Genomic DNA, 24630 nt, shown 5'->3' on the forward strand with positions numbered 1-24630 from the left:
TCCAAACGCGATTCGATTTCGGCAGCCGGTTTGATTTGCCCAACCGTTGCCCTCGCCTTGGATCGCCAAAAACACTAAATTTCCGCAGGTGGCAGCGTTTCGGCCCAGTGCCAGGGTTGCCGCGACCGAAATCAACCAACGATGGATCGAGCGAATGCTTGAAAAACTGCGAATCATGTTCACCATCCCCGAGTTGCGGAAGAAAATCTTCCTGACGCTGGGATTGCTGGCCATTTACCGAATCGGTTTCCACATCCCGCTGCCGATGGTGGACAACGCCCCGACGGATTCCGCCGGCGGGGGAGCGGCCGATTTTCTGGAAAAGGTCAGCCTGTTCGCCGCCAGCGATCTGCGCCAGTTGACGATCTTCGGGCTGGGCATCATGCCCTACATTTCCGCATCGATCATTCTGCAGCTGCTCGGGACCACCGTCCCTGCTCTGGCCGAGCTGAAAAAGGAAGGCCAGGCCGGGCAGAAGAAGATCAACGAATACACGCGTTATTTGACCGTCGGTATCTGTCTGGTGCAAAGCTGGATCTACGTCTCGGTCATGCTGTCGGCCAGCGGTCCGGGCGGCGGCAACATCAACGCCAATTTCTTGAACGAAGCCGGGACGGGACTGTATTTGCCCTGGCAATTCGTCGCCGTCGCGGTGATGACCTGCGGCAGTGTGTTCCTGATGTGGCTGGGCGAGCAGATCGACGAGCACGGGATCGGCAACGGGATCAGTTTGTTGATCATGGCCGGGATCCTGGCTCAGATGCCCAAGGCGTTGTACGAATTGATCCGTAACATGGAAACCCAATTGACCGGTCTGAGCCGCGGTCAGGTCGGCATCGAGACGTTGATCTTGCTGTTTGTGCTGTTCATCGGCGTGGTCGTCGGCGTGGTGTTCATCACGCTGGGGCAGCGCAAGATCCCGACGCAATCGGCCAAGTTCACCCGCGGACGAAAGGTCTACGGCGGCACACGCCAACACCTGCCGCTGCGAATCAACCAAGCCGGCGTGATGCCGATCATTTTCGCCAGCAGTTTGCTGATGATTCCCGGCGTGTTCTTCGGACTGTTGGCCGGAGCGTTCGAAACCGGCGGTGCGATCTTCAAGGGTCTGAACCTGGTCAGTTTGACGATGCAAGACCAGGCGTCTTACTTCTTCAACCTGCTGTACGTCGCGCTGATCTTTTTCTTCTGTTACTTCTGGACGGCGATCACGTTCAATCCGAAAGAGATCTCCGACAACCTGCGTGACAGCGGCACGTTCATTCCCGGTTATCGACCGGGCAAACGCACCACCGACTACCTGGAAAAGGTGATGGTCCGGATTACCTACGTCGGTGCCGGGTTCCTTTCGATCGTCGCGATCGTGCCGACCATCGTTTATGGTTCGCTGGGCGTGCCGTACTCGATCGCCGGGTTCTACGGCGGGACGGGGTTGTTGATCGCGGTCAGCGTGGCCTTTGATTTGGTCCAAAAGATCGACAGCCATTTGGTCATGCGAAACTACCGCGGCTTGCTCGAAGGCGCCGGTGGTGGCGTCAGCCCGGTCGTGTAACCCCGTGCGAATCGTCTTCATCGGTCCGCCGGGTGCCGGCAAAGGCACTCAATGCCGACGCCTGAGTCGCGAGTTGGCAATCCCGCACATTTCCTCCGGTGAAATGCTGCGGGCGACGCGGGACGATTCGACGCTGGGCGAATTGGTCGCCAGCTACATCGACGGCGGCCAGCTCGCCCCCGACGATTTGATGATGCAGTTCATCATCGAACGGCTGAGACAGCCCGATTGCGACAGCGGCTATCTGTTGGACGGCTTTCCCCGCACCGTCAATCAAGCCGAAATGCTGACGGCTTATCTGTCCGAACGGGATCAGCGGATCGATTCGGTGGTCAACCTGATCCTGCACGAGGATGTCTTGGTCCAGCGGCTGCTCGCACGGGCGGGGGTGGAAGGACGAGCCGACGATACCCCGGAAACGATCCAGGCCCGGTTGAAGGTCTTTCGCGATCGCACCGAACCGGTGTTGGGGTATTACCGCAATTGTGGCATCGTGATCGACGTCGACGCCGCGGGGACACCGGATGAGGTGTTTGGGAGTATTTGCGGTTCGCTGCGGAGCAGCGACGGGGAGTCGCCTCAAGGCTAAACACCAGCGCGCGCTGGTGCCCAGGCTTTAGCCGCCACAGCTCGCTGCCCCGGGACGTGGAGTGTATTACTGATGGATTCAGTTGCGTTTGTTCCGTGCGTCATCAAAGACCACTACGCTCGGTTCGCCAACGGCGATTTACAACTTAGCCTGGGGTGAGTCCGGATGAGCCCCAGCGAATCCGGGCGTAACCCCAGGTCCACGCACACCAATAAACCTGCCCCCTTTCGATCGGCCGACGGCTTTGCCGCCGGCCGATCGAAAGGGGGGGAGAGGGGCTTTCTTTCCTGGGGTTGCGGTCACTCCGCTGCGCTCGTTCCCTGACCCCAGGCGATGGATGTGTATGCCCTTGGGCAAGTGCTGCGGAATGAATTCCGCAGCATAGTGAAACAGCCTTCTGGGCTAACAGAGAAGATCGATGACCACCACTGAGCGGTACTAACCAAAAAGTCGCTCAGTAATACAAACGACGTTCCCCGCAGCGAAACCCGTTGCCCGAGGTCCTTTCCGGCTCCTCCCACGGCGCCTTCACCGCGACACTCCCTAAAATCCTCAGCTGCGGGCGCCTTCTTTGCCCTCCGGCGCTACAATGGGAACTGCGGCGTGCTGCCTTCGCCGCGTCCATCTCTTTGGTCCGCATCGCAAGTCGTTCGAATATGAATTCTGCCCCGCTTCGCTTTCTCTCTACGATCCGGATTCTGGTGTTCCTGCCGGCACTTTGGTTGGTGATCGGCCTTGGTGACCGTGCGGCGGCCCAGCAAGGCCGATTCGGTGTGGGATTCGATCAGAACATGTCGCGCTTCATTCCGCCGCCGCGAATGCTGAATCAGCAATTGAAGGACGCACAGGAGGCGATCAATGACCGTCGTTACAGCGATGCGGTGGTGATCCTGGGCGACTTGCTGGAGCGCAACGTCGATCCGACGGACGATTCATCGATCGCCGGTCAAGATTTTTTTCTCGAGATCAAGGACAGTGATCAACAGCGTTTGGACCAAAGCTTTCTGCGTCACTGTCGTGACTTGATCGGCGGGCTTCCCAGTGACGCGTTCGCGACCTACGAACTTCGCTATGGCGCACTGGCCAAACAGTCGCTCGAGCAAGCGACGCGCGATCGAGACTGGAAGCGGCTTCGCGAAGTCCGCCGCAAGTACTTTCACACGGCGGCCGGTTATCAAGCGTCGCTGATCTTGGCCCAGCGTGAGCTTTATCTCGGTCACCCGTTGGCGTCGTCGCTGTTGCTCGATGATGTTGTGTCCAGCCGGCACGCGGTCGATCAACTCGGCCAGGGGCTGCTGGCGATGCACGCGATTGCCTGTCGCCTAGGCGGTCGCTCGGTGCCTCGCGAACTGGCGTCGACTCGCGTCGAAGTCACGATCGGGGATTCCGCCGATGCCGAAACGATCACCGACTGGCGGGGCTGGATCGACGAACATTACCAATTGCCAGATATGGATTCGATCAGCCGTTCGGCGGACTACCCGTTGCTGGGCGGTTCGGCATCGCGAAACGAGACCGATGCCGGCCAGCTACCGCTTTCGACGCCGCGCTGGATGCTGGAGACCACCGCGACGCCGCTGGAAGAACAGCGGTTGCGAAAGAAGGCCGATGAATTGGCCGCCAGCGGGCGATTGGTCCCGCCCAGTTGGACGCCGATTCGCGTCGGCAACCAATTGTTGATGCGGACGACCGAGCGTCTGCGGGGCGTGGACTACCGCACCGGGAAACGCGTTTGGCAATACCCGTGGTTCCAAACCGACGTTTCTGCCGAGACCGAACAGTATGATGCGATGCTGGGGACCGGGGCTTCGGGGCCACCGGATCGACTGAGCCGCCGGGTATGGAACGACTTGCCCTACGGTCAGATCACCAGCGATGGGAAACGGGTGTTTTTGCTCGATGACCTTTCGCCGTTTCAGATGCTGCAAATCAATCCGCTGATGGGAGTGCGCAACACCAGCACGGCCGACGGTGGACGCAACACCTTGGTCGCGTTGGAATTGGAAACCGAAGGCAAGACGTTGTGGCGTCTGGGCCAGAATCCGACGATCGAAAGCGAGTTGAATCAAGCATTCTTCTTGGGAGCTCCGATCGCGGTCGATGGTGCCCTGTATGCGATGGCCGAAATCGCCGGCGATATTCTGTTGGTGTCGCTGGATCCGGCGACCGGAAAACTGGTTTGGAAACAACAGCTCGTCGCGATCGAGGGGGCCGGCATTCAATTCGATGCCATCCGGCGGATCTCCGGTGCGACGCCCAGCTATCACGAAGGTGTATTGATTTGCCCGACCGGTGCCGGTGCAACGGTCGCCGTCGATTTGGCCGATCGGACGCTGCGTTGGGCGAACTCGTACCAGCGGCGGGCGATGGGCAGCATCATGTTCAACTCACGCTCGGGACAATCCTCCGATCAATTGTTGCAGCGTTGGCACAACTCCGCGGCGACGGCCAGCGGCATGAGTGTCTTGGTCACGCCGCCGGCGACCGACAACCTGTATTGCTTTGAACTGGTCGACGGTAAAAAGCGTTTCAGCAAATCGCGTCAGGCAGCATTTTATCTGGCGGGAGTTCGCGACGATCAATTCTTGATGGTCAGTGCCCGCGATGTCGTCAGCCATGACTTGGAAAGCGGTCGGTTGAACTGGCGCACCGACCAACGCCTGGTCTCTGCCGGACAACAGATCGTCGGCAGGGGCGTCTTCGGCGACGATTCCTACATCGTCCCGACCAGCGGAAACGAACTGGTCGAGATCTCGTTGGTCGACGGCACCCTGGTCGATCGCGTGACCGCCCAGTTTCCCTTGGGGAACTTGATCGCCATCGACGGTGAGATCATTTCGCAAGGCCCCACGCGACTGGTCGTCGCCCTGGGGAAGAAAACGCTCGGCCCGCGCGTCGAACGCATCTTGCAAGACGACCCGGACAACTTGGACGCCTTGGTGCAGAAAGCACTGTTGTTGAGTGAACGGGGAGACCGCCGCGAGGCACTCGAGGTGCTGCAGAAAGCCCGCACGATCGATCCCGACAGCGACGATGTGCTGATGCTGTCGATCTCGTCGATGCTGGGGGAACTGCGTGAAAACCCGACGCCGCCGCCGGGGCTGGAGGAAGAACTTGATGCGCTGATCGACACGCCGAATCAGCGTCTGGAGTTCCTGGCCCTGAGGATCGAATCGGCACTGCGAAAGCGTTCGGTCGCTGATGCGACCAAACGGTTGTTGGATTTCTCCCGCGTGATGGCGGACCTCTCGCCGGTGGGCAACGAAGACGACGCCATTCTCCGCGATCCGGCACGCGACTGTGCGCTGGACAGTTGGGTGTGCGCCCGCGCGGCCGAAGTGATGCGAATCGCCACCGAAGCAAACGAAGTGAATGTCGTTCAGGAAGAGCTGCAGAATTATTTGGAGTCGACACGCCTGGAATCGACCAAACGGCTCTCCGCGATGACCGGACAACTCGGACCGCTGGGGATCGATGACCTGGTCGTCACCTTGGGCAAACGGCGGATCGCCGAAGGCGAGTTGTTGTTGGCCGAACGCTTGCTGTTGGGGGCGTCCCTGCCGTCACAGTTATTGGACCAGCAACAACTGGATTTCACCGCCGACCGCGCGATCACCTTGGCCGAGGTGTACAACGAAGGTTCGCTTTACCAAGACGCCACGGCCGTCAGCGAGGCTTTGTTGAAGTCCGATCCGGCGGCGGAAAACAAAGACGCGACAATCGAACTGCAAACCCGCGCCGAGGAAAGTCTGGCGGCGACCGAGTCGTCGATCGATGTCGCCTCACCGGTTTCATTGACCTGGAAATCACAGTCGCTGCCGGGAGCGGGACGTTCGACTTTTCTGCAAGCCGTTGTCGACCCGACGCTTTATGGCGGACAATCCTTTCAAGGATGGAAAGTCGTCAACCGCGGCGGTTCGGTGATGTTTCAAAACCCCGACGGCAACGTGATGCAATTGCCGATGGATGAATTTCGTGCCGCGCGAGTCCAAGATCGCAAAGCCAAGATCAGCGGCGGGCTGATGATTCTGGAACGCCCCGGGCGAATTTCCGCCGTGGACCTGTTCGCGTTGCAGGGCAGCCGCCGTAGCGACGCGTCGTTGTGGGCACGCGATTTCGGGGCCGACGGCGCGAGCAACACCCAGCGCAAAATCGAAACCACCGTCTTCGGTGATTCCAATTTTTCCTACCCGACCAACGCCGGCGCCGCCAATCAAATCAGCGAGTTCCGCGTCGGCCCGGTGCTCGGCGATCGCGTTTTGGTGCTGCAGGCGGGCGACTTGCTGGCCGTGGACACCACGAACAGCGAAACCTTATGGCGGAACTCCTCTGCCCCGACGCTCGGACATATTCTGGTCGATCAGGACCGCGTCGCCGTGGTGTCGTACATGAAAGGAATTGTTTCCTCGGTGTCGCAGTTTGACCTGTTCGACGGACGAGCGATCGAGTCGGCCGAGTGGGAACACGGGAAGGTCTGGGCGACCAGCGGAAAACATGTGTTGGCCTATCAAGTCGACGCAAAGTCCTCCGCCGCGACCGTGCGGTTGGTCGATCCGTTCGCCGGGAAGGTCGTGTTGGAAATCGACGCGATGATCAAACAACCGCTGACCCAAGTCGCTGGGCGCGGGTGCGGACGGATCCTGCAGGACCGCTACATGGTGCTGTTCGATACCAACGGCCGACTGGTGATCTGGGACCTTCTCAAGGCGACCGAGTTGTGTCGTCACGACACCGGCGAGATGCCGGAGTTGCAATCGATGTACGCCATGTGGATGGACGGCCAAATCCTGGTGTTGCCCGCCAACGCCGTCGTGCGGCAAAAAGGTGACATGCTGACCCAGCATGGTGAAACCCACCGCACCGTGCACCAGATCATCGCCGTGTCGACTCGGTCCGGCGAAATCATTTGGAACCGCGATTTCCAGGACGACGCCTGGGGGATCACGGTCGACCAGCCGTACGGATCGCCCGTGGTGTTGTTGGCACGCTCCAAGACGATTTACGAAGTCAACAAATCAACGCCCAAGATGGATGTCGCCATGCTCCGACTGACCGACGGCGAAACCATCCACGAGCAGCTGGAACGCGTCGTGTCGCCGCAATCTACCGGTTTGACCACTTACCTGACCGTCCAGCCGGAACTCAGCCGCGTCCAAGCGACGATCGATGGCGAGCAGCTGGTCTATGCCTTCGGGGAAACGTCGGCCCCGATCCGGCAACCGGCAGAGTGAACCCGAGTCGTTCGCTCGGCCGGGAATTGCGGCGGGATGGCAGAATGATTCGGGGCAGAATGATGGGGGCCGCTGGCCGAGCGGAGAAGCCTTGCACTGCCGGCTCACCCGAGATCAACCCATCGAATCAGATCCGATCAATGGTGGTGATGCCAGGGTCACGGAGAGTCATCAGCCGCCGTGCGAACGTCGTCGGCGAACCCACCGCTTGAGCGACGAAACACGGGTGACATCAGCCGATTCGCGCAAGCGTTCGGGCATCAGCGTCGATGGAGGCCCGTAGGATAATGTCCAATGCCACCTACGCTATGAGCCGACGGCGCTAGCCGCGGGCCTTGGGTTGCCCTTCGAGACTTTTGAGGCCCGAGGCTAGCCTACGGCTCAGTTTGTGATCTAAGCCTCGTTCCCAGGCTCCGCCTGGGAACGCGATTCTCCAGAGGCTCCGCCTCAGTGCGTTCCAAGCCAGAGCCTTGGAACGAGGGGGAGCGAACCGCGTTTTAGCGGGCCGAGCGGAGTTGGCCTCGGGCGCGGCGGAGGGCGGTGTCTTTCAGCTGCGCCAGCTCGGGGGTCGATGCGGGCATTTCCTGGGCGTCTTCGAGCGCCCGTTCGGCTTCACCGACGTCCAACAGGTCGACGGAGATCGATCGCGAGGTCAACAGGCTGACCACGTTGCCTTCGACTTGGGCGAAGCCGCCGTCGACGAAGTACCGTTGGGGTCCCGCGGCGGTGGCCAGATGGAGCGTGCCGAAACCCAAACGCCCGATCATCGGGGCGCGACCCGGCAGGACGCCGAGGGATCCGTCGTACATGGGCAGCGTCACCGATTCGGCTTCGCAATCCACTTCGGTGCGTTCGGGGGTGACAACGATGCAGCGTATCGCCATGGCTTATTTCTTCTCCATCTTCTTGGCTTGAGCTTCCGCCTGTTCGATCGATCCGACGTACATGAAGGCTTGCTCGGGCAGGTGGTCCCACTTGCCGTCACAGATCTCTTCGAAGCTGCGGATCGTGTCTTCCAACGGCGTGATCTCACCGGCCTTGCCGGTAAAGACTTCGGCGACCAAGAAGGGCTGGGACAGGAATCGTTCGATTCGACGTGCGCGGTGCACGATGGTCTTGTCGTCTTCGTTCAGTTCGTCGACACCCAGAATCGCGATGATGTCTTGCAGTTCGCGATAGCGTTGCAGCGTGGTTTGCACACGGCGTGCGATCGCGTAGTGACGATCGCCGACGTATTGCGGGTCCAGAATTCGCGAGTTGGACGCCAACGGGTCGATCGCGGGATAGATCCCTTTTTCCGAAATCGACCGTTCCAGATAGATGAACGCGTCCAACTGGCCGAACGCGGTGGCCGGGGCGGGGTCGGTCGGGTCGTCCGCGGGAACATAGACGGCTTGGACCGATGTGATCGCACCCTTTTTGGTCGACGTGATCCGTTCTTGCAACGCACCCATTTCGGTCGCCAACGTCGGTTGGTAACCGACCGCCGACGGCATCCGCCCCAGCAGCGCGGAAACTTCCGAACCGGCTTGGGAGAAACGGAAAATGTTGTCGACGAACAACAGCGTGTCCGCGCCGGTGGTGTCCCGGAAGAACTCGGCCATCGTCAACGCCGACAGGGCGACACGCAGACGCGATCCCGGCGGCTCGTTCATCTGACCGAACACCATGCAGGTCTGCTCGATGACCTTGCGTCCGGTTTGACCGATTTCGGTTTCCTGCATTTCCAACCACAGGTCGGTGCCTTCGCGGGTTCGTTCACCCACACCGGCGAAGACCGAGTAACCGCCGTGGCTGCTGGCGATCCGAGCGATCAATTCGGTCAGAATCACGGTTTTTCCCAGTCCGGCACCGCCGAACAATCCCGCTTTACCACCGCGGACGAAGGGGGTCAGCAGGTCGACGACCTTGATCCCGGTTTCGAACAGCTCGGTGTTGGTGGACAGTTCGTTGACCGGCGGGGCTTCGCGGTGGATCGGCCAGTAATCTTCGGCCGCGACGTCGCCACGTTTGTCGATCGGTTCGCCCAGCACGTTGAAGACGCGTCCGAGGGTTTCTTTTCCGACCGGAACGGCGACGGGTTTGCCGGTATCGACGACGTCCATCCCACGCATCATGCCGTCGGTGCTGCCCAGTGCGATCGCGCGGATGCGTCCGCCGCCGAGGTGCTGTTGGACTTCGCCGACCAGGTCGATCGAGACCCCTTTGTGCTCGCTCTTGACTTCCAGAGCGTTATAGATCTCCGGCATTTGGCCTTCGGGGAATTCGGCGTCGAACGTCGACCCGATGACCTGCGTGACTTTGCCGACGACGCGAGTTTCCGTTGCGGTGGACATGCTATTCTTCTTCGCTAAAAACGTGTTGTGGGGCAGGCCGCCAGGTGCGACCGGTCACCAGAGTGTGTGGGATTTAACCTTCCAAAGCTTCGACGCCGCCGATGATCTCCATGATCTCGCCGGTGATCTGGCTTTGTCGGGCCCGGTTGTAAGTCATCGAAAGCTGTTTGATCATGTCGCCGGCGTTTTCGGTCGCGCCCTTCATCGCGATCATTCGAGCGACTTGTTCGCTGACCGCGGCGTCCAAGAAACACTTGAACAGCCGGACTTTGAAGCTGGTCGGAACGACTTCCTCGAGGATGCTTTCGGCCGAGGGCAGGAATTCGTACTCGACACTCGTGCCGCCGACGTCCTCTTGCTGCTCTTCGCCGCCCAGCGATCCCAGTGGCAGCAGGGTTTCGACGGTGGCGACTTGCTTGGAGGTGCTGATGAATTTCGTGTAGACCACGTCCAGCCGATCCAATTCCCCGGTGATGTACCGGGACAGGTAGCTGTCGGCGATCTTTTCGACGTCGGCGTAGGCCGGTTGGTCTTCGAAATTCAGGTGCTTTTCGTCGGTCGCGACCTTGCGGAACGCCAGTCCGTCGGCACCGCGTTTTCCGCTGACGTCGACGGCGACATTGGGCAACGACGCTTTCATTTCCTTGATCAGCGGCATCGCTTCACGAAGCACCGCGCCGTTGTAACCGCCGCACAAACCGCGGTTGCTGGTCAGCACCAGCACACGGGCGTTCTTGATTTCGTCGCGTTGTTCCAGCAACGGATGCTGAACGTCCAGACCGGCGGCGGCGAGTCGCCCGACGATCTTGGTGATCTGCTCGGTGTAAGCGGTCGCGGCTTGGGCCCGGTCCATCGCTTTCTTGTACCGCGCCGTTGCGATCAGCTCCATCGTCCGCGTGATCTTGCGGATGTTGCGGATCGACTTGCGTCGTTTATCAAGCGCTCTTGCGTTGGCCATGAATCGTTAAACGATGACGGGATAGTTCAGGTGAATGAGATCAGGCAGACGGCGTGTAGCCAGCCTTGAAATCTTTGATGGCGGCTTCCAGGGAGCTGACGATGTCGTCGGTCAAGGCACCCTCTTGCGTCAATTTCTCCAACAACGAGCTGTGTTTGTCGTTGATGAATTGCAAGAAATCCTTTTCCCACTGTTGGACGGTTTTGATTTCGACGTCATCCAAGTGCCCTTGGGTCCCGGCGTACAAGCTGACCACTTGTTCGGCGACCGACAGCGGTTGGTACTGGGGTTGCTTGAGCAATTCGACCATCCGGTAACCACGGTCCAGTTGGGCCTGGGTGGCCGGGTCCAGGTCGGTTCCCAACTGGGCGAAGGCTTCCAACGCACGGAAGGCAGCGAGGTCCAATCGCAGACCGCCGGCGACCTTCTTCATCGCCTTGATCTGGGCGGCACCGCCGACGCGGGAGACCGAAATCCCGGGGTTCATCGCGGGGCGAACACCGGAGAAGAACAGGTCGGGCTGGACATAGATCTGGCCGTCGGTGATCGAAATCACGTTGGTCGGAATGTAGGCCGACACCTCGCCTTCGAGCGTTTCGATGATCGGCAAGCTGGTGATCGAGCCGCCGCCCAGGTCGTCGGACAGTTTGGAAGAGCGTTCCAGCAGACGGCTGTGGCAGTAGAAGACGTCCCCGGGGAACGCTTCACGGCCCGGCGGGCGTCGCATCAACAGACTCATTTGACGATAGGCGACCGCTTGCTTGCTCAAATCGTCATAGACGATCAGGGCGTGGCCGCCGTTGAACATGAAGTGTTCGGCCATCGCGGTCCCGGCGTAGGGGGCGACGTATTGCAGCGGAGCGGGCGAGCTCGCACCGGCGACGATCACGGTCGTGTATTCCATCGCGCCGTATTTTTCCAACACGTCCACGACGCCCGCGACCGAGCTGTCCTTTTGGCCGATCGCGACGTAGAAGCATTTCACGTCCTGACCTTTCTGGTTCAAGATCGCATCGATCGCGATGGCGGTCTTGCCCGTTTTGCGGTCACCGATGATCAATTCGCGTTGGCCGCGACCGATCGGGGTCATCGCGTCGATCGCTTTGATGCCGGTCTGCATCGGCTCGGTCACCGGCTGTCGCTCGGCGACCCCGGTGGCGATGATTTCGACCGGGCGGGTGACGTCCGACTGCACCGGGCCTTTGCCGTCCAGCGGGTTGCCCAGCGGATCGAGCACGCGTCCGACGACGGCGTCACCGGCCGGCACGCTCAACAGCGTTCCGAGCGCCTTGACTTCGTCACCTTCTTGAATCGTCAGGTAATCCCCCAGGATGATCACGCCGACGCTGTTCTCTTCCAGGTTGAACGCCAACCCGATCGCACCGTTGGGGAACTCCACCATCTCCCCGGCCATCACACCGGAAAGACCATACACACGCGCGATCCCGTCACCGACTTCGAGAACGGTACCGACCTCGCGAACATCGATCTTGCTGTCGAAGTTTTCAATCTCCTGTTGCAAGACCGATGCGATTTCATCGCTGCTAAATTTCATGGCAATCTAATGCGTCAGAGTTTTTTGGTGTTGATTGGGGCGTTAGCGGAAGCGGCTGCGTGTTGGGGCAGGGGGCGCTTCCGTTGGTTATTGAGTCAATTGATCAAATTTCTCAGCGATCTTGGCGGAAAATCCTTCGCTGGCTCGTTTGGCGATGCCATTGAGGCGGTTGGCGACGGAGTTGTCGAAAACCGTGTCTCCGATTCGGATCACCATGCCGCCGATCAAGTCGGCGTCGACGACTTCTTGAAGTCGAACTTTCTTTCCTGTTGCGGCCCCCAGCTTTTCCGTGATCGAGGCCCGCAACCCATCGTCCAGCGGGACGGCCGTGCTGACTTTCGCAAGCACTTGGTTGGTCATGGTGTCGTACTGTTCCAACACCCCGTCACGAACCGCCGCGACGTGTCCGAGCCGGCCACGCGATGCCATCACCTTCAAGAACGTCAACAGCAGCGGATCGAAATCGCCCCCGAAGACTTTGTCGATGACGCGTTGTTTTTCGTGAAGATCGATGCGCGGCGAAGCAAAGGCGGCGGCAAGCTGCGGGCTTTTGCGAAGGTATTCATCGACCACCTGGTTCAGTTGATCGACAATGACTTCGGTCCGGCCCGCCTGCTGGGCAGCCCCCAGCAATGCCTGGGCGTAGGTTTTGCCCAGTTGCTCGGCCCCGGTGTCCATCACCGTTTCGTGTTTTACTTCGTCGGGAGTTTCCATCGATGATTCCAAAGGTGTTTCGTCTTTCCCGCACGGGGTGATTCGGCGTGGCGGGGAAAAACGTGCCACTGGGTCAGTTCTTGCTCGGGACCTCTTCGAGCGCCCGTTTGATCAGCTCGGCGTGGTCCTCGGCCTTCAATTCGCGGCCGACGACCTGCTTGGCAACACCCATTGCCAGGGAGGAGGTTTGGCTGGCGATTTCGGCCAGGGCGACCTTTTTGGCGGTTTCGATGTCGGCCTGGGCACGTTCGCTTTGACGTTGGGCGTCGGCCTTGGCCTCGTCGACGATCTTGGTGGCGGTCGCTTGGGCGTCACGTCGGGCTTCGGCCAAGATGGCCTGGGCCTCACCGGCCACTTCCTGCACCTTTTTCTGGTACTCGGCAAGCGTGGCTTCGGCCTTCAGGTTGGACGCCTGGGCCGACTGCAGATCGCCGGCGATTTTTTCTTCGCGAGCCTTCAATCCACCCAGGATCACCGGCCAAACGAACTTCGCCAGCACCCCGAAGGTGACCAGGAAGATCGCCAGATTGATGACCGCTGCACCGGGGTCGAACGACAGGATCGGCGGCAGTGCTTCGTGGGCACCCTCGCCGTGTGCACCATCACCATGAGCGTCTCCTTCGGACGACGCTTCCGCGGCCTGGACCGAGAGGGGCGAGAACGCCACGGGCGGGCCGACCGCAACGAAGGAGACGGCGAACGCCATGACGGCAAAACGCAAGTACGACATCAAATCACCTAAGGGTGGGCAACCGCAATCCGGAGTGCCGCCTCGGCTTCACTGCCGCGAAAGCGAGGCGACCGACCGAGCACGCGGCCGATCTCTCTAGTTACAGTTCCTGGGAACTACAGCAGGTACATCAGGATCAACGCGATCACGGTCACACCTTCGATCAGTGCGGCCGAAATCAGCATCTGCGTGCTGATCGTTCCGCTCGCTTCGGGTTGGCGAGCGATCGCTTCCACCGCACCGCCACCGATGCGGCCGATGCCCCAGCCGGCACCCAAAATCACGAGGCCGATGCCGATACCGACACCCATCTTGCCAAATTCTGCAGCCTCTTGAGCCAGCATCATTGCGAATTCAAACATCTCAGGTTCGCTCCTAGAATTCTCTCGTCGCCCGGCTTCTCGCAAAGAAACGGACGCACAAAAAAGGGGAAAGGTCAAAGGGTTAGTAAATCAAAGGTTCCGCAGCTCCGTCACGCGTCGGCCAAACCGGCCAAGCGAGTCGGCTCAATCAACTTATCCAGATCCATTTGAGACTCGTCGCTCAACGGATCGTGCTCGTGTTCATGGCCATGATCGCCATGGTGTGCCGCAACGGTCGAAATGAACAGTACGGTCAGGAAGGTAAAAATGAAGGCCTGGAGCATGCAGATGAACAACTCCAACAGCGTCAGCACGACACAGCCCAGGACGACCGCGATGCCGACGCCATAGCCCAGCAAGTGCGACACCGATGCGGCGGTGAATACCAGCCCGACGATCGCAGCGACCACCAGGTGGCCCGCCATCATCGTGCCGAAAAGCCGCATCGCAAGCACGACGCACTTGATCAGCAATCCCAGCCACTCCAAGACGTACAACGGCAATCCGATCCCGAAGGACATCGCCTTGGGGCCGTCCCAGCCGATCGGGTTGAAGTGAGAGAAGAATGCCTTGGCACCCGTCTCCCGAATCCCGATGAACAAGATCGCGATAAAGCTGCAAATCGCCAGCATCGCGTTGAGCGACAGGTTGCCCGTCGCGGTGCCCCCGAAATGCCCGTACTCGCTGGCGTGGTCGCTCCAGATCAACCCGGCCATGTGCAGACCGCTGCCGAACGGAACCAGTCCCAGCACGTTGGAGAACAGGATGAAAAAGAACACCGTCCAGATGTACGGGATGTATTTGTCGGTCAGGTCGTGCAAGTTCGGACGCGCCACTTCGTCGCGGATGAACCAGCAAACGGTCTCGAACAACTGGGCCAGGCGACCTTTGGTCTGGTAGGCCTGCAAGCCTTCGCCCTTGACCCGAATCTTGGTCGCGACATAGCAAAACACCAAGATGACCGCGATCGCCGTGACGGCCGTCATCATCAGGTGATTGGTGATGTAGAAACTGTACTGGCCGTCCTTGATGAACAACGCCGGGATGTTCGTCTCGGGACCACCCACGCTGACCGTAAACAGCGGCTCGTGGTGCAACGCGTGGGGCACGACGTGCGAAAGTGGATCATCGGCAGATGCGAATAACAGATTCATCGATTTGAATGCTTGGCTATTTAGCTTCTTGGGGTGGCCGCCCAGGCTTGGCGAGGCGAACAGGATCGGCAAGGCAAACTGGCTTGGCGACGCAACGGTCTTGGCGAGGCAAGAGCATCGCCAACGCGACCACGTCGGTGGAGGTCAGGTAGACGTACCACGCGAGAATCACTCCCGCGATTTCCTTCTTGGCGGCGGGCAAGTGATAACTACACAGACCGACAAGTGCAACAGTGCCAAGCAGGCGAATTATTGCTCCGGCGGAAAAACCGATCGTGATCCTGGCCGGTGAGCGATCACCCTGGGGCAACATCTCCGTCGCAATCCCCGGCAATCCGCCGGCCACCGCCACCGCCCCGCTGCCCATGCCGACCATCAGCAACAAACGCACGTCGACCGCAAGGACGCCGCTGTGGGCCAATGACCATGACGCGAGCATCCCGATCACCCAGGCGACCGAGATCGCGACGAGGCAGCACAGGTAGGGTCGGCCGTTTCGCATTGGAAAATGGAGGGCGATCAACGAAATTCAGACGAAAGGGAAGTTCGGACGAAAAGGTTTGTACGAGGGGACGCGAATCATCAAGGTGTTTCGTCGGCACGGTCATCGCCGCCGCCGTCATCGTCGGCAGCAACCGCGTCGCCCGGAGGCTGTTCGCCCGGAGGCTGTTCGTTGACCCGTCCGGGCGCCTGAGCGGCCGACCCGGACGTCTCGATCTGCCGTTGCAGGTTCGACGTCGAAGTCGCCAGGCGAATGAACCGGATCATGCCCAGGGTAAAGCCGAGCAATCCCCCGATGGCGGAGCAGACCGGGCGGGCTGCTTGCAACTGGCGGTCGATCGCGGCACCGATGGCACCGAACACGATCGTGATGAAGGCGAGTTCTAAACCGGCGCCGGCCATGCGGATCCAGACCGGCGCCTGTCCCCTCGCGGTGCGTGGGGTTCGGCCGGCCGGCTCTCGCCGCCGCGGCGGCCGATCCGGCGATCGATCCTGCTGCGGCATTGTGCACCTTTGTTCAGTTTGTTTCCAGGTCCGCTCGCCCAGCTCGTGCAGGCCGCTTCGCAGCGACTCGATCGGGGGGCGGTGAACTCTGCTTCACCACAGAACGCGGGCACAGTCTGATCGACAACCGTGCCACGGATAGGAGGGGCGACCGATAGCCGCACCCGAAGGCACGGGAGACCGGGGGGCGGCTCGGGGAAAAAGTGTCAGACGGCCCTGAAATAGACACGTTGTCGATTTTGGCTGCGGCAATCCGCAGAAAAATTGGGGAAGTTTTCCCGTTCTTTACGGCGATTTCAGCCCAAATCTCGATTCAAGCCCTGCAATCCGACCAGACGACTCTTTAACTTTCTCAAAGCCTTGGCATAATGACTGCGGTGTTGATTGCTCCGTTAACGGTTCCTGAGCGGCAAGGTGACCCCGCCAAAACCCCACTCTATGGGGATAGCTGCACCGGTTTCTGGAATTCAGATGAGCGACAAACCACCCACCAAGACGCGGACGAGTCAGCCTGCCCAGGATCCGGCTCGTCCATCGGTTTCTCACCGGGCCGTGGCCACATGGCTTTCAGCCGGGGGAGTAACACGCGTCATCACGATAACGCCGACTCAACTTGTGACTTTGAACGATTTCGCAAGTGGCTGGCCAGCACGACTAGCACATCTGGAGACAGTACTTTGATCAAAACGGCAGATCTCAAGTCACAGACGCGGCGTGAACTCGCCTCTCTGGCCAAAAACTATGGCATCGCCGGGTGGCATGGCATGCGAAAGGATGAGCTGGTTGACGCGATCAGCAAGACCCAGCGTCGGTTGCGGCGAAAATCGAAGTCTTCCCCGGCGTCCAAGTCGGGCCGCAGTGGGGTGTCGGCAAAAGCCGGCTCGAGCTCGGGGGCAACCGCACGCGCGTCCAGCCGGCGGGTAAGTGCCTCCAAACCGCGAACGGATAAATCGGCCGACGGCGTCGCGTCGACGGTGAAATCGATGTCGAAAACTCGTCCGGCAGCCGCCAAGTCTTCGCGGAACGTCAAATCCCGGTCGCGTCGCAACGTTTCCCTGAACGATCGCCCGTTGCCAGAAATGCGGGCCCCCAAGGTTTCGGCAAAAACCGCCCGCATCCGGGCCCAATTGCGTCGGCAGAAGGAGCAAGCGGAAAAGCACCGCGACCTGTCCACCGGCACCCTGGTCGGCGGATCGGCAGTCCAGAACGGCCCCCAGCGGACGCGGGCCGGCGAGCCCCACCGCGATCGCATCGTGCTGATGGTCCGCGATTCCTACTGGTTGCAAGCGACCTGGGAAATCACTCGGGCAAGCGTCGCCCGAGCGGAGTCGTCGCTGGCCGAACGCTGGCACACAGCCAAGCCTGTTTTGCGGGTGATGGAAGTCGAAGACGTGGCCAACAACATCGCCGAGACCGTCCAACGCGACATCCCGATCCACGGCGGCGTGGATACCTGGTACATCGATGTCCAGGAGCCCCCGACGCGATTCCGCGTCGCCATCGGCTACATCACCTCGGATGACCATTTCCATCCGATCTGCCGCAGCAACATCGTCGAAACGCCCAGCCCCGGCGAGTGCGAACGCCTGGACGAGCACTGGCACGACATCGCCGACGACTACGAACGAATCTATTCGCTCAGCGGTGGCTACGACACCGACGGCGGCGACCTGAAGGAGATCTTCGAAGAGCGGCTGCATCGTTCGATGCCGACACGCGGCTCACAAGGCCAGTTGACTGCTGATCCGACGTTGCTGCGTCAAAGCAAGTTGCCTTTCGAAGTCGACGCGGAATTGATCGTGTTCGGCCGAACCGCATCGGGGTCCTCGGTTTCGCTGGGCGGTCGTCCGGTCAAACTGCAATCCGACGGAACGTTCACCGTCCGCATGAAGTTGCCCGACAAGCGTCAGGTGTTGCCGGTGACGGCCGAAAGCCGTGATGGCATGCGGCAGCGAACCACCGTGATCGCCGTCGAACGCAATACCAAGGTCATGGAAGCGGTCGACGTCAAGGACAACATGTAGCGTCGCCAGTGGGATAGCTTTCCAGCCTGGAGGTACGATGGCCCTTCCGGGCCGTCGCGTCGTGTCCTTCGGCGGTCAGTTAAGAATGAACCCTACCTGGAAGAGTTCGTGCGCATGCTTGCTCTAAGGGGGCGTTCAGGCAGGAGGTCTGGAGGAACCGAAAAGGCCCACGGATAGCTGCGCGAACCCACGGATGTAATGTGGCCTGGGATCCGCGGGTTCGCGCTGCTATCCGTGGGCAATCGACCTCCATGTGGTTCAGGGCAGCCAGAGATATTTGCAGAAACCCCGTAGAATCAAAGACTTATAAACCCCGATGCCACGCAACCTCCTCGCCTCCGTCTGCTCCGCCCTGCTTCTCTTGATTGTGGCGACAACCGGCTCGGCAGCCGACTCCAAACCGCTCCGCATCCTGCTGATCACCAGCGGTTGCTGCCACGACTATGACTTTCAGACCAAGTCGCTACAGCTGGCGTTCGAAAACGCCGGGGTCGCGGCCAACTGGACGGTGGTCAATGAAGGCGGTACGGGGACGGACGCGCAAATTGACTTTTATGGCCAGTCGGATTGGGCCAAGAACTTTGACGTCTGCATTCACAACGAGTGTTTTGCCAAGACGACCGACGCCGATTACATCCGCACGATCACCGGGCCGCACTTCGAAGGCTTGCCGGCGGTCGTGATCCACTGTGCCATGCACACCTATCGCGATGCGACCATCGACGACTGGCGTCAACTGCTCGGCGTGACCAGCCGGCGACACGACCACAAAAGCTCATACAAAGTCGACGTGAAGGCCAGAGATCACCCGATCATGAAGTCCTTTCCCGACGGCCACACGATCCAGTTCGACGAGCTGTACATCATCGAAAAACTTTGGCCGACCGCGACCGCCTTGGCGACCAGCATAAGTGAAAAGGATGGCAAAGAACATCCCGTGATCTGGACCAACCAGTACGGCAAGGCCCGCGTGTTCGGCACCACCTACGGCCACTCCAACGAGACCTTCCAAGACAAGGTCTTTCTGAACCTGATCGTCGATGGCACCGTTTGGGCCGCGGGGAAGTGATCGCGGGGTAGGCGTCGACGATGCCAACACGCACCTGTGATCTCGGTCCTCCGTCGACTCCACGCTCTGGCGAGCGTCGCTACGTCAGCGGGTCGGACTCCAGGTGGAAGTCACCCAACGGATGGCAAGGCGTACCCACGGATCTCATCCAGTTTCCTATCCGTGGGTACGCTTTGCCATCCGTGGTTCTTCTCGTCCTCCAGTATCGAGCAAAGCGTCACTGCAGACTGTCGCCTTCGGCGAGCCGACGTTCGTTCAGTTCGCGTTGCATTTCTTTAAAGTCTCTCGGCGACAGCTTGTCCCAGTTCGATTCCTCGACTGGGATCCCGGGGGTGTAGCTCAGGTACGGAAACTGATGAGCCGTGACGACGCCACCGCCGATCAGGGCGATCAATCCGATTGCCAGTGGTATGGTCGCGAGCCGAGTGGTGGTGGTGACGAAGGGGCGAAAGACGACGGCCAGCAGTTTTGGAAACACGGCGTGCGCTCCGAGCAGAAGCAGCCATGACGCGGCCGTCGCGACGACCGTCGTTGAAACCACCTGGACCCAATCACGTATCCAGCCCATTCGGCCGATGTCACGAGGTTCGTCATAGATTTCGACCCACAGGGCAACCGAGGCGATGATCGGAGCGATCAAGATCGGAAGGGCGATGATCAGATACGCTCCGCCGAGGACCAGCCGGCTGACGAGAAACGTTTGCGGGCTTCCGGATTCCGACTCGCGCGCCAGCGAGACTCTTGCAAAAACAATCGCCAAGAACGTCGTCAGCCCGCACCAGAGCAGCGCCATCGCTTCGCCGCGCGGGACACCGAGCCACATGGAGGTGCCCACCGCGCCGACGATGGCGATCCCCAGGGCGATGTAGGCGGGGACTTCCACGCGGGGGTTGGTCAGCCTGCGATTGACAGCCTGCGAAATCCACGTGCCCGTCGTTTCCATCGATGTCGATGCATATTCGCTGGCGACGTTTCCCGCGCGGTGCACCGTCGCGTGAACGCGTTGCCAGGGATCGTCGGGCGATGTAGCGGCCTGCGCCGTTTGATGCGGAGTCTTTTCAATTTCATCCAGATCGTGCATCACCGCCGAAGCCGTGGCGTAGCGTTTTTCGGGGTGCTTTTCCAGCGCCCGCAACACTACGTCGTCCAGCCGCACGTCGATCGAAACCTTTGGGATCTGCCGGGACGCTGCACCGTTTAGGAGCTGGCTGGGTGGTTCGAATCGGCCGATCGGAAGTTCACCGGTCAGCATTTCGTAGAACACCACGCCGAGTGCGTAGATGTCGGCGCGATGATCGACCGAACGTGGGTTTTCCAACTGCTCGGGCGCCATGTAATGCACCGTCCCCACGACACCTTGTGTTGGATCGGGCGCCGGAGATTCGCTTTCGGCCGTTGTGCCCTCTTCGGCATCAACGGCGGTTTTGTTGGCCACCAACTTGGCGAGCCCGAAATCGGTGATCTTCAACCGCCCGCGGCTGTCGAAGAGCAGGTTTTCCGGTTTGATGTCGCGATGCACGACGCCTTCGTCGTGGGCATAGGCCAGCGCGTCGCAAAGTTGCGGGATGATCTCGAGCGCTTCAGCCGGTGACAGCCTGCCCTGGGCCAGGACTTCGCGCAGGTTGGCCCCTTCGACCAATTCCATCACCAACATGGCGTAGGGGCCGGCTTGGCCGAAATCATGAACGGAAACAATGTTGGGATGATTGAGTTTGGCCAGCGCCCGGCCCTCCTGGGCAAACCGCTCGCGAAAACCGGCGCGTTCGGCGATTTGCGGGGGCAGGATCTTGATCGCCACGGCGCGATCGAGCGACTTCTGTCGGCCCAAGTAGACCGCGCCCATGCCGCCTTGCCCGATCAACGCTTCGACTTCGTAGCCGCTGATCTGCCCGGACAATTCTTCGATCGACGGCGGGACAAAGCTTTGGCCGGGTCCGAGTGTGATCGCGACCGGATGCGGCTTGTCCCAGGGCGGTCGCAGCAAACAGCGTGGGCATTGTGCTGGGGCTGCAGAATCAGCGGACGCCGGGTCGGTCGGGATCGGCGTGCCACAGCGGGGACAGGGTGTGTCGGACATCGTGATTGCGTGGTTTCGGAGGAACGCGGACGGGACTCTGTTTTCTCCTACACGCGGTTGGGGAGCGGGTTACAGACAAAGTTGAAACAAAGCAGACGTAGTTTACCTCAGCTTCACTTGCGGGTTTCCGATGCATTCCGAGCGTCGCCGCGTTCTCCGAACCCGGCGAGCGCGAAAGTCGCCGTGTTCTCCGAACTCGGCGAGCACGAAAGTCGCCGTGTTCTCCGAACTCGGCGAGCGCAAATAGTCGAAACGCTGCCCCGCGCCGACCTCGGAGAGGACGGCGACGGCCCAGCCCAATGGCAAACGAAGTTGCATAAACGATTAGTGCCGACCAAGTGCATCGAACAACCATTGTCGCTCGCGACCGGAGTCGTCGGGGTTTTCAACCGTTTGAGCGACCGCTTCCAGCAATCGAGCGCGGTACGTTGCCCTCAGCCGATGAATCGCGACCTTGAGTGCCGTTGCGGACAATCCCAGATCGGCAGCGAGTTGTGTGCGCGAGGGGGCATCGGTGTCGGTCGAAGTCAGCATCGGTGCCAGTTTGGCAAACCACTCCCCTTTGCCCTTTGCTTCGTATTCCCGTCGCAGTTCGGCAATCGTTTGACGGATCAGACACAGCGCCCACTGGCGGTCAAACAGAGCGGCCGGGTCTGCGTTTTGATCCGCGATGCCGTCGGTGCCAACCGAACGATCCGCGTTGTCAAACGATTCCGCGTCGATCGAAAACGTGGAAACGGTGCCGCCTCGCTTGACTGCTGTTTCGCGACGATGTTCGTTGGCCACGTAATGATCAAGCGAGCTGTACAAGAATGCCCGAAACCGACCTCGTGACGCGTCGGCGGCGGCGATCGAATCACGTTCCAGTAAGTTGGCAAAGAACCCCTGGATCAAGTCCTCGGAATCCTGCCGCGACCGACCGCGACGGCGAAGGTAACCGTAGAGCGCCGGCCAATAGATCGCGCAAAGTTCCTCGAGCGATTGCCGCGCGAGTTGACGATCCGACGCATCCCCCGAGATCACGCCCGCGCGAACGACCAGGCTCCAACGCGTCGAGGGAAGTCGTCCGGCAAGTGTCATGGTTTGATTCGGGTGGGACTGCGGTGAACACGATTGAAAAATCGAATTGTAGCCGGTTGATCGGCCGATCGCCGAGTGACATTAGCCGATTCGCGCGAGCGTTCGGGCAGTCCTGGCGCCGGTGTGGAATTGCTGGGCCCGTAGGCTCGCGCCATACGGCTGATCTGCCGAACGATATTAGCCGAATCGCGCGAGCGTTCGGGCGGTCCCGCGCCGGCGTGGAACTGCTGGGCCCGTAGGCTCGCGCCATACGGCTGATCTGCCGAACGATATTAGCCGAATCGCGCGAGCGTTCGGGCGGTCCTGCGCCGGTGTGGAATTGCTGGGCCCGTAGGCTCGCGCCAAACGGCTGATCTGCCGAACGACATTGGCCGAATCGCGCGAGCGATCGGGCAGTCCTGGCGCCGGTTTGGAACTGCCGGGCCCGTAGGCTCGCGCCATACGGCTGATTTGCCGAGGGGCATTAGCCGATTCGCGCCAGCGTTCGGGCAGTCCTGGCGTTGGTGTGGTATTGCCGGGCCCGTAGGCTCACGCCAAACGGCTGATCTGCCGAACGATATTAGCCGAATCGCGCGAGCGTTCGGGCAGTCCTGGCGCCGGTGTGGAATTGCCGGGCCCGTAGGCTCGCGCCATACGGCTGATCTGCCGAACGACATTAGCCGAATCGCGCGAGCGTTCGGGCAGTCCTGCGTTGGTGTGGTATTGCCGGGCCCGTAGGCTCGCGCCATACGGCTGATCTGCCGAACGACATTAGCCGAATCGCGCGAGCGTTCGGGCAGTCCTGGAGCCGGTGTGGAATTGCTGGGCCCGTAGGCTCGCGCCATACGGCTGATCTGCCGAACGATATTAGCCGAATCGCGCGAGCGTTCGGGCGGTCCTGCGCCGGTGTGGAATTGCCGGGCCCGTAGGCTCGCGCCATACGGCTGATCTGCCGAACGACATTAGCCGAATCGCGCGAGCGTTCGGGCGGTCCCGCGCCGGTTTGGAATTGCTGGGCCCGTAGGCTCGCGCCATACGGCTGAACAAACATTGATAATTCCAAGATTCTGCTTGCTACTGCGCATTTCATCGCTCGAATGAGAGAGTAACTACCCTGTTAAGCTAATAGCGGTTTCTCGATCGAGCATTCTACATCGTCACGAGGGGCGTCCATTGAACAACGATAGTCCGATCGCTTTTTTTATTACTTGGACCGTCTACGGGACCTTTCTCCCAGGTGATGCTCGTGGATGGCGTCGAAGGCGGCAAGGCAATCAACTGCCACGGCCAAAACTTGCCCAATGGCACCGTGATAGGCTTCTGTACGATATCGTGTTGCTCTCAATGTCGATACGCAAAACCGTTGAACAGACGATCGAGAATCATTGCGGTCTACGGAAATGGCACCATTGGGCTAGCAAGGCGCGGACCAATCATGTTCACGCCGTCATTACTGCCCCTGACTATCGAGGTAGCGTCGTCCGAGATCAACTCAAGGCGTATTGCACGAGAGAGATTCGAGCCATTGATTCCAGACTTATTGATCGCCCTGTTTGGACTCGGGGCGGAGACTGGGAGTGCCTTAATTCCATGCAAGACGTAGCGGATTGCGTCGAATACGTCCTTGAAGCTCAAGATCGAAAGGGACGTGATGTGATTGAAAGCTGATCATTGCGCGGATTTCAATTTTCGACTAGATTCCTTCCTCGCGGTGTAATGCGAGAAGTTGCGTTGCTCGCGTAGTGCAGCGTTCGGGCAGTCCTGGCGTTGGTGTGGAATTGCCGGGCCCGTAGGCTCGCGCCATACGGCTGATTTGCCGAGGGGCATTAGCCGATTCGCGCCAGCGTTCGGGCAGTCCAGGCGCCGGTGTGGAATTGCCGGGCCCGTAGGCTCGCGCCAAACGGCTGATCTGCCGAGTGACATCAGCCGAATCGCGCGAGCGTTCGGGCGGTCCTGCGCCGGTGTGGAACTGTCGGGCCCGTAGGCTCGCGCCATACGGCTGAACTGCCGAACGCTATTAGCCGAATCGCGCGAGCGTTCGGGCGGTCCAGGCGCCGGTGTGGAATTGCCGGGCCCGTAGGCTCGCGCCATACGGCTGATCTGCCGAACGACATTAGCCGAATCGCGCGAGCGTTCGGGCGGTCCTGCGCCGGTGTGGAACTGTCGGGCCCGTAGGCTCGCGCCATACGGCTGAACTGCCGAACGCTATTAGCCG

The 24630-nt window shown here is 60.5% G+C and carries 18 protein-coding genes and 1 pseudogene; 6 read left to right on the forward strand and 13 right to left on the reverse strand.

What is annotated here, in order from left to right; genetic code table 11:
• Positions 1 to 154: 154 nt before the first annotated feature.
• The 3 genes from secY (at position 155) to Mal15_RS06485 (ending at position 7372) form a co-directional block, all read left to right on the forward strand.
• A complete protein-coding gene (gene secY / locus Mal15_RS06475) occupies positions 155 to 1552 on the forward strand; it encodes a preprotein translocase subunit SecY (RefSeq protein WP_147867015.1) in 1398 nt (465 codons plus the stop codon).
• Positions 1553 to 1556: 4 nt separating this feature from the next.
• Positions 1557 to 2141 (forward strand): adenylate kinase, encoded by a 585-nt coding sequence (locus tag Mal15_RS06480; RefSeq protein ID WP_147867016.1) that lies wholly within the window; start codon positions 1557 to 1559, stop codon positions 2139 to 2141.
• A 656-nt stretch (positions 2142 to 2797) separates the two neighbouring features.
• Positions 2798 to 7372, forward strand: a complete 4575-nt coding sequence (locus Mal15_RS06485) for an outer membrane protein assembly factor BamB family protein (protein WP_147867017.1) — start codon at positions 2798 to 2800, stop codon at positions 7370 to 7372.
• Between the two features lie 497 nt (positions 7373 to 7869).
• On the opposite strand, the gene Mal15_RS06490 is transcribed toward Mal15_RS06485, so the two are convergent.
• The 10 genes from Mal15_RS06490 to Mal15_RS06535 all read right to left on the reverse strand — a co-directional run bounded on the left by Mal15_RS06490 (position 7870) and on the right by Mal15_RS06535 (position 16186).
• Positions 7870 to 8256: a F0F1 ATP synthase subunit epsilon gene (locus Mal15_RS06490; protein ID WP_147867018.1), complete on the reverse strand. Its 387-nt coding sequence runs from the start codon at positions 8254 to 8256 to the stop codon at positions 7870 to 7872.
• Positions 8257 to 8259: 3 nt separating this feature from the next.
• Entirely contained in the window at positions 8260 to 9708 is a 1449-nt protein-coding gene (atpD, locus tag Mal15_RS06495; protein WP_147867019.1) for a F0F1 ATP synthase subunit beta, read from the reverse strand.
• Between the two features lie 73 nt (positions 9709 to 9781).
• Entirely contained in the window at positions 9782 to 10666 is an 885-nt protein-coding gene (gene atpG / locus Mal15_RS06500; RefSeq protein ID WP_147867020.1) for an ATP synthase F1 subunit gamma, read from the reverse strand.
• A gap of 40 nt (positions 10667 to 10706) precedes the next feature.
• The gene (gene atpA, locus Mal15_RS06505) at positions 10707 to 12221 is read right to left on the reverse strand and encodes a F0F1 ATP synthase subunit alpha (RefSeq protein WP_147867021.1); all 1515 of its coding nucleotides are present in this window, start codon (positions 12219 to 12221) and stop codon (positions 10707 to 10709) included.
• 87 nt (positions 12222 to 12308) lie between these two features.
• Entirely contained in the window at positions 12309 to 12935 is a 627-nt protein-coding gene (gene atpH, locus Mal15_RS06510; protein WP_147867022.1) for an ATP synthase F1 subunit delta, read from the reverse strand.
• 73 nt (positions 12936 to 13008) lie between these two features.
• The gene (gene atpF, locus Mal15_RS06515) at positions 13009 to 13665 is read right to left on the reverse strand and encodes a F0F1 ATP synthase subunit B (protein ID WP_147867023.1); all 657 of its coding nucleotides are present in this window, start codon (positions 13663 to 13665) and stop codon (positions 13009 to 13011) included.
• Positions 13666 to 13781: 116 nt separating this feature from the next.
• Positions 13782 to 14027, reverse strand: a complete 246-nt coding sequence (gene atpE / locus Mal15_RS06520; RefSeq protein WP_095737805.1) for an ATP synthase F0 subunit C — start codon at positions 14025 to 14027, stop codon at positions 13782 to 13784.
• Between the two features lie 110 nt (positions 14028 to 14137).
• Positions 14138 to 15181, reverse strand: a complete 1044-nt coding sequence (gene atpB / locus Mal15_RS06525) for a F0F1 ATP synthase subunit A (protein ID WP_147867024.1) — start codon at positions 15179 to 15181, stop codon at positions 14138 to 14140.
• Positions 15182 to 15197: 16 nt separating this feature from the next.
• Entirely contained in the window at positions 15198 to 15683 is a 486-nt protein-coding gene (locus Mal15_RS06530; RefSeq protein ID WP_147867025.1) for a hypothetical protein, read from the reverse strand.
• An 80-nt stretch (positions 15684 to 15763) separates the two neighbouring features.
• Positions 15764 to 16186 (reverse strand): AtpZ/AtpI family protein, encoded by a 423-nt coding sequence (locus Mal15_RS06535; protein ID WP_147867026.1) that lies wholly within the window; start codon positions 16184 to 16186, stop codon positions 15764 to 15766.
• 560 nt (positions 16187 to 16746) lie between these two features.
• On the opposite strand from Mal15_RS06535, the pseudogene Mal15_RS34985 reads away from it, so the two are divergent.
• A pseudogene (locus Mal15_RS34985) lies at positions 16747 to 16938 on the forward strand (hypothetical protein); the annotation flags it as partial.
• Here Mal15_RS34985 and Mal15_RS34990 read toward each other — a convergent pair.
• Positions 16926 to 17234: a hypothetical protein gene (locus Mal15_RS34990; RefSeq protein WP_315854310.1), complete on the reverse strand. Its 309-nt coding sequence runs from the start codon at positions 17232 to 17234 to the stop codon at positions 16926 to 16928. The pseudogene Mal15_RS34985 and the gene Mal15_RS34990 sit on opposite strands and share 13 nt — an antisense overlap.
• A 31-nt stretch (positions 17235 to 17265) precedes the next feature.
• On the opposite strand from Mal15_RS34990, the gene Mal15_RS06540 reads away from it, so the two are divergent.
• Together Mal15_RS06540 and Mal15_RS06545 are read left to right on the forward strand one after the other, a co-directional pair.
• Positions 17266 to 18210 carry a DUF4912 domain-containing protein gene (locus Mal15_RS06540; RefSeq protein WP_315854296.1) on the forward strand — a complete coding sequence of 315 codons (945 nt, stop codon included), beginning with the start codon at positions 17266 to 17268 and terminating at the stop codon, positions 18208 to 18210.
• A gap of 316 nt (positions 18211 to 18526) precedes the next feature.
• Positions 18527 to 19279, forward strand: a complete 753-nt coding sequence (locus Mal15_RS06545; protein ID WP_147867028.1) for a ThuA domain-containing protein — start codon at positions 18527 to 18529, stop codon at positions 19277 to 19279.
• A 217-nt stretch (positions 19280 to 19496) separates the two neighbouring features.
• Here the strand turns inward: Mal15_RS06545 and Mal15_RS06550 are convergent, their stop codons facing one another.
• The gene (locus Mal15_RS06550) at positions 19497 to 21356 is read right to left on the reverse strand and encodes a serine/threonine-protein kinase (protein WP_147867029.1); all 1860 of its coding nucleotides are present in this window, start codon (positions 21354 to 21356) and stop codon (positions 19497 to 19499) included.
• A 324-nt stretch (positions 21357 to 21680) separates the two neighbouring features.
• Positions 21681 to 22436 carry an RNA polymerase sigma factor gene (locus Mal15_RS06555; protein WP_147867030.1) on the reverse strand — a complete coding sequence of 252 codons (756 nt, stop codon included), beginning with the start codon at positions 22434 to 22436 and terminating at the stop codon, positions 21681 to 21683.
• Positions 22437 to 24630: the final 2194 nt, after the last annotated feature.

The sequence above is a fragment of the Stieleria maiorica genome (assembly GCF_008035925.1).
In the GTDB taxonomy this organism is placed as follows: domain Bacteria; phylum Planctomycetota; class Planctomycetia; order Pirellulales; family Pirellulaceae; genus Stieleria; species Stieleria maiorica.

What these genes read in the sequence shown, in the direction of transcription:
- secY (WP_147867015.1), top strand. Translation starts at nt 155, where the DNA reads ATGCTTGAAAAACTGCGAATCATGTTCACCATCCCCGAGTTGCGGAAG.
- Mal15_RS06485 (WP_147867017.1), top strand. Translation starts at nt 2,798, where the DNA reads ATGAATTCTGCCCCGCTTCGCTTTCTCTCTACGATCCGGATTCTGGTG.
- Mal15_RS06490 (WP_147867018.1), bottom strand. Translation starts at nt 8,256, where the DNA reads ATGGCGATACGCTGCATCGTTGTCACCCCCGAACGCACCGAAGTGGAT.
- atpD (WP_147867019.1), bottom strand. Translation starts at nt 9,708, where the DNA reads ATGTCCACCGCAACGGAAACTCGCGTCGTCGGCAAAGTCACGCAGGTC.
- atpG (WP_147867020.1), bottom strand. Translation starts at nt 10,666, where the DNA reads ATGGCCAACGCAAGAGCGCTTGATAAACGACGCAAGTCGATCCGCAAC.
- atpA (WP_147867021.1), bottom strand. Translation starts at nt 12,221, where the DNA reads ATGAAATTTAGCAGCGATGAAATCGCATCGGTCTTGCAACAGGAGATT.
- atpH (WP_147867022.1), bottom strand. Translation starts at nt 12,935, where the DNA reads ATGGAAACTCCCGACGAAGTAAAACACGAAACGGTGATGGACACCGGG.
- atpF (WP_147867023.1), bottom strand. Translation starts at nt 13,665, where the DNA reads ATGTCGTACTTGCGTTTTGCCGTCATGGCGTTCGCCGTCTCCTTCGTT.
- atpE (WP_095737805.1), bottom strand. Translation starts at nt 14,027, where the DNA reads ATGTTTGAATTCGCAATGATGCTGGCTCAAGAGGCTGCAGAATTTGGC.
- atpB (WP_147867024.1), bottom strand. Translation starts at nt 15,181, where the DNA reads ATGAATCTGTTATTCGCATCTGCCGATGATCCACTTTCGCACGTCGTG.
- Mal15_RS06530 (WP_147867025.1), bottom strand. Translation starts at nt 15,683, where the DNA reads ATGCGAAACGGCCGACCCTACCTGTGCTGCCTCGTCGCGATCTCGGTC.
- Mal15_RS06535 (WP_147867026.1), bottom strand. Translation starts at nt 16,186, where the DNA reads ATGCCGCAGCAGGATCGATCGCCGGATCGGCCGCCGCGGCGGCGAGAG.
- Mal15_RS06540 (WP_315854296.1), top strand. Translation starts at nt 17,266, where the DNA reads ATGCGGGCCCCCAAGGTTTCGGCAAAAACCGCCCGCATCCGGGCCCAA.
- Mal15_RS06545 (WP_147867028.1), top strand. Translation starts at nt 18,527, where the DNA reads ATGCCACGCAACCTCCTCGCCTCCGTCTGCTCCGCCCTGCTTCTCTTG.
- Mal15_RS06550 (WP_147867029.1), bottom strand. Translation starts at nt 21,356, where the DNA reads ATGTCCGACACACCCTGTCCCCGCTGTGGCACGCCGATCCCGACCGAC.
- Mal15_RS06555 (WP_147867030.1), bottom strand. Translation starts at nt 22,436, where the DNA reads ATGACACTTGCCGGACGACTTCCCTCGACGCGTTGGAGCCTGGTCGTT.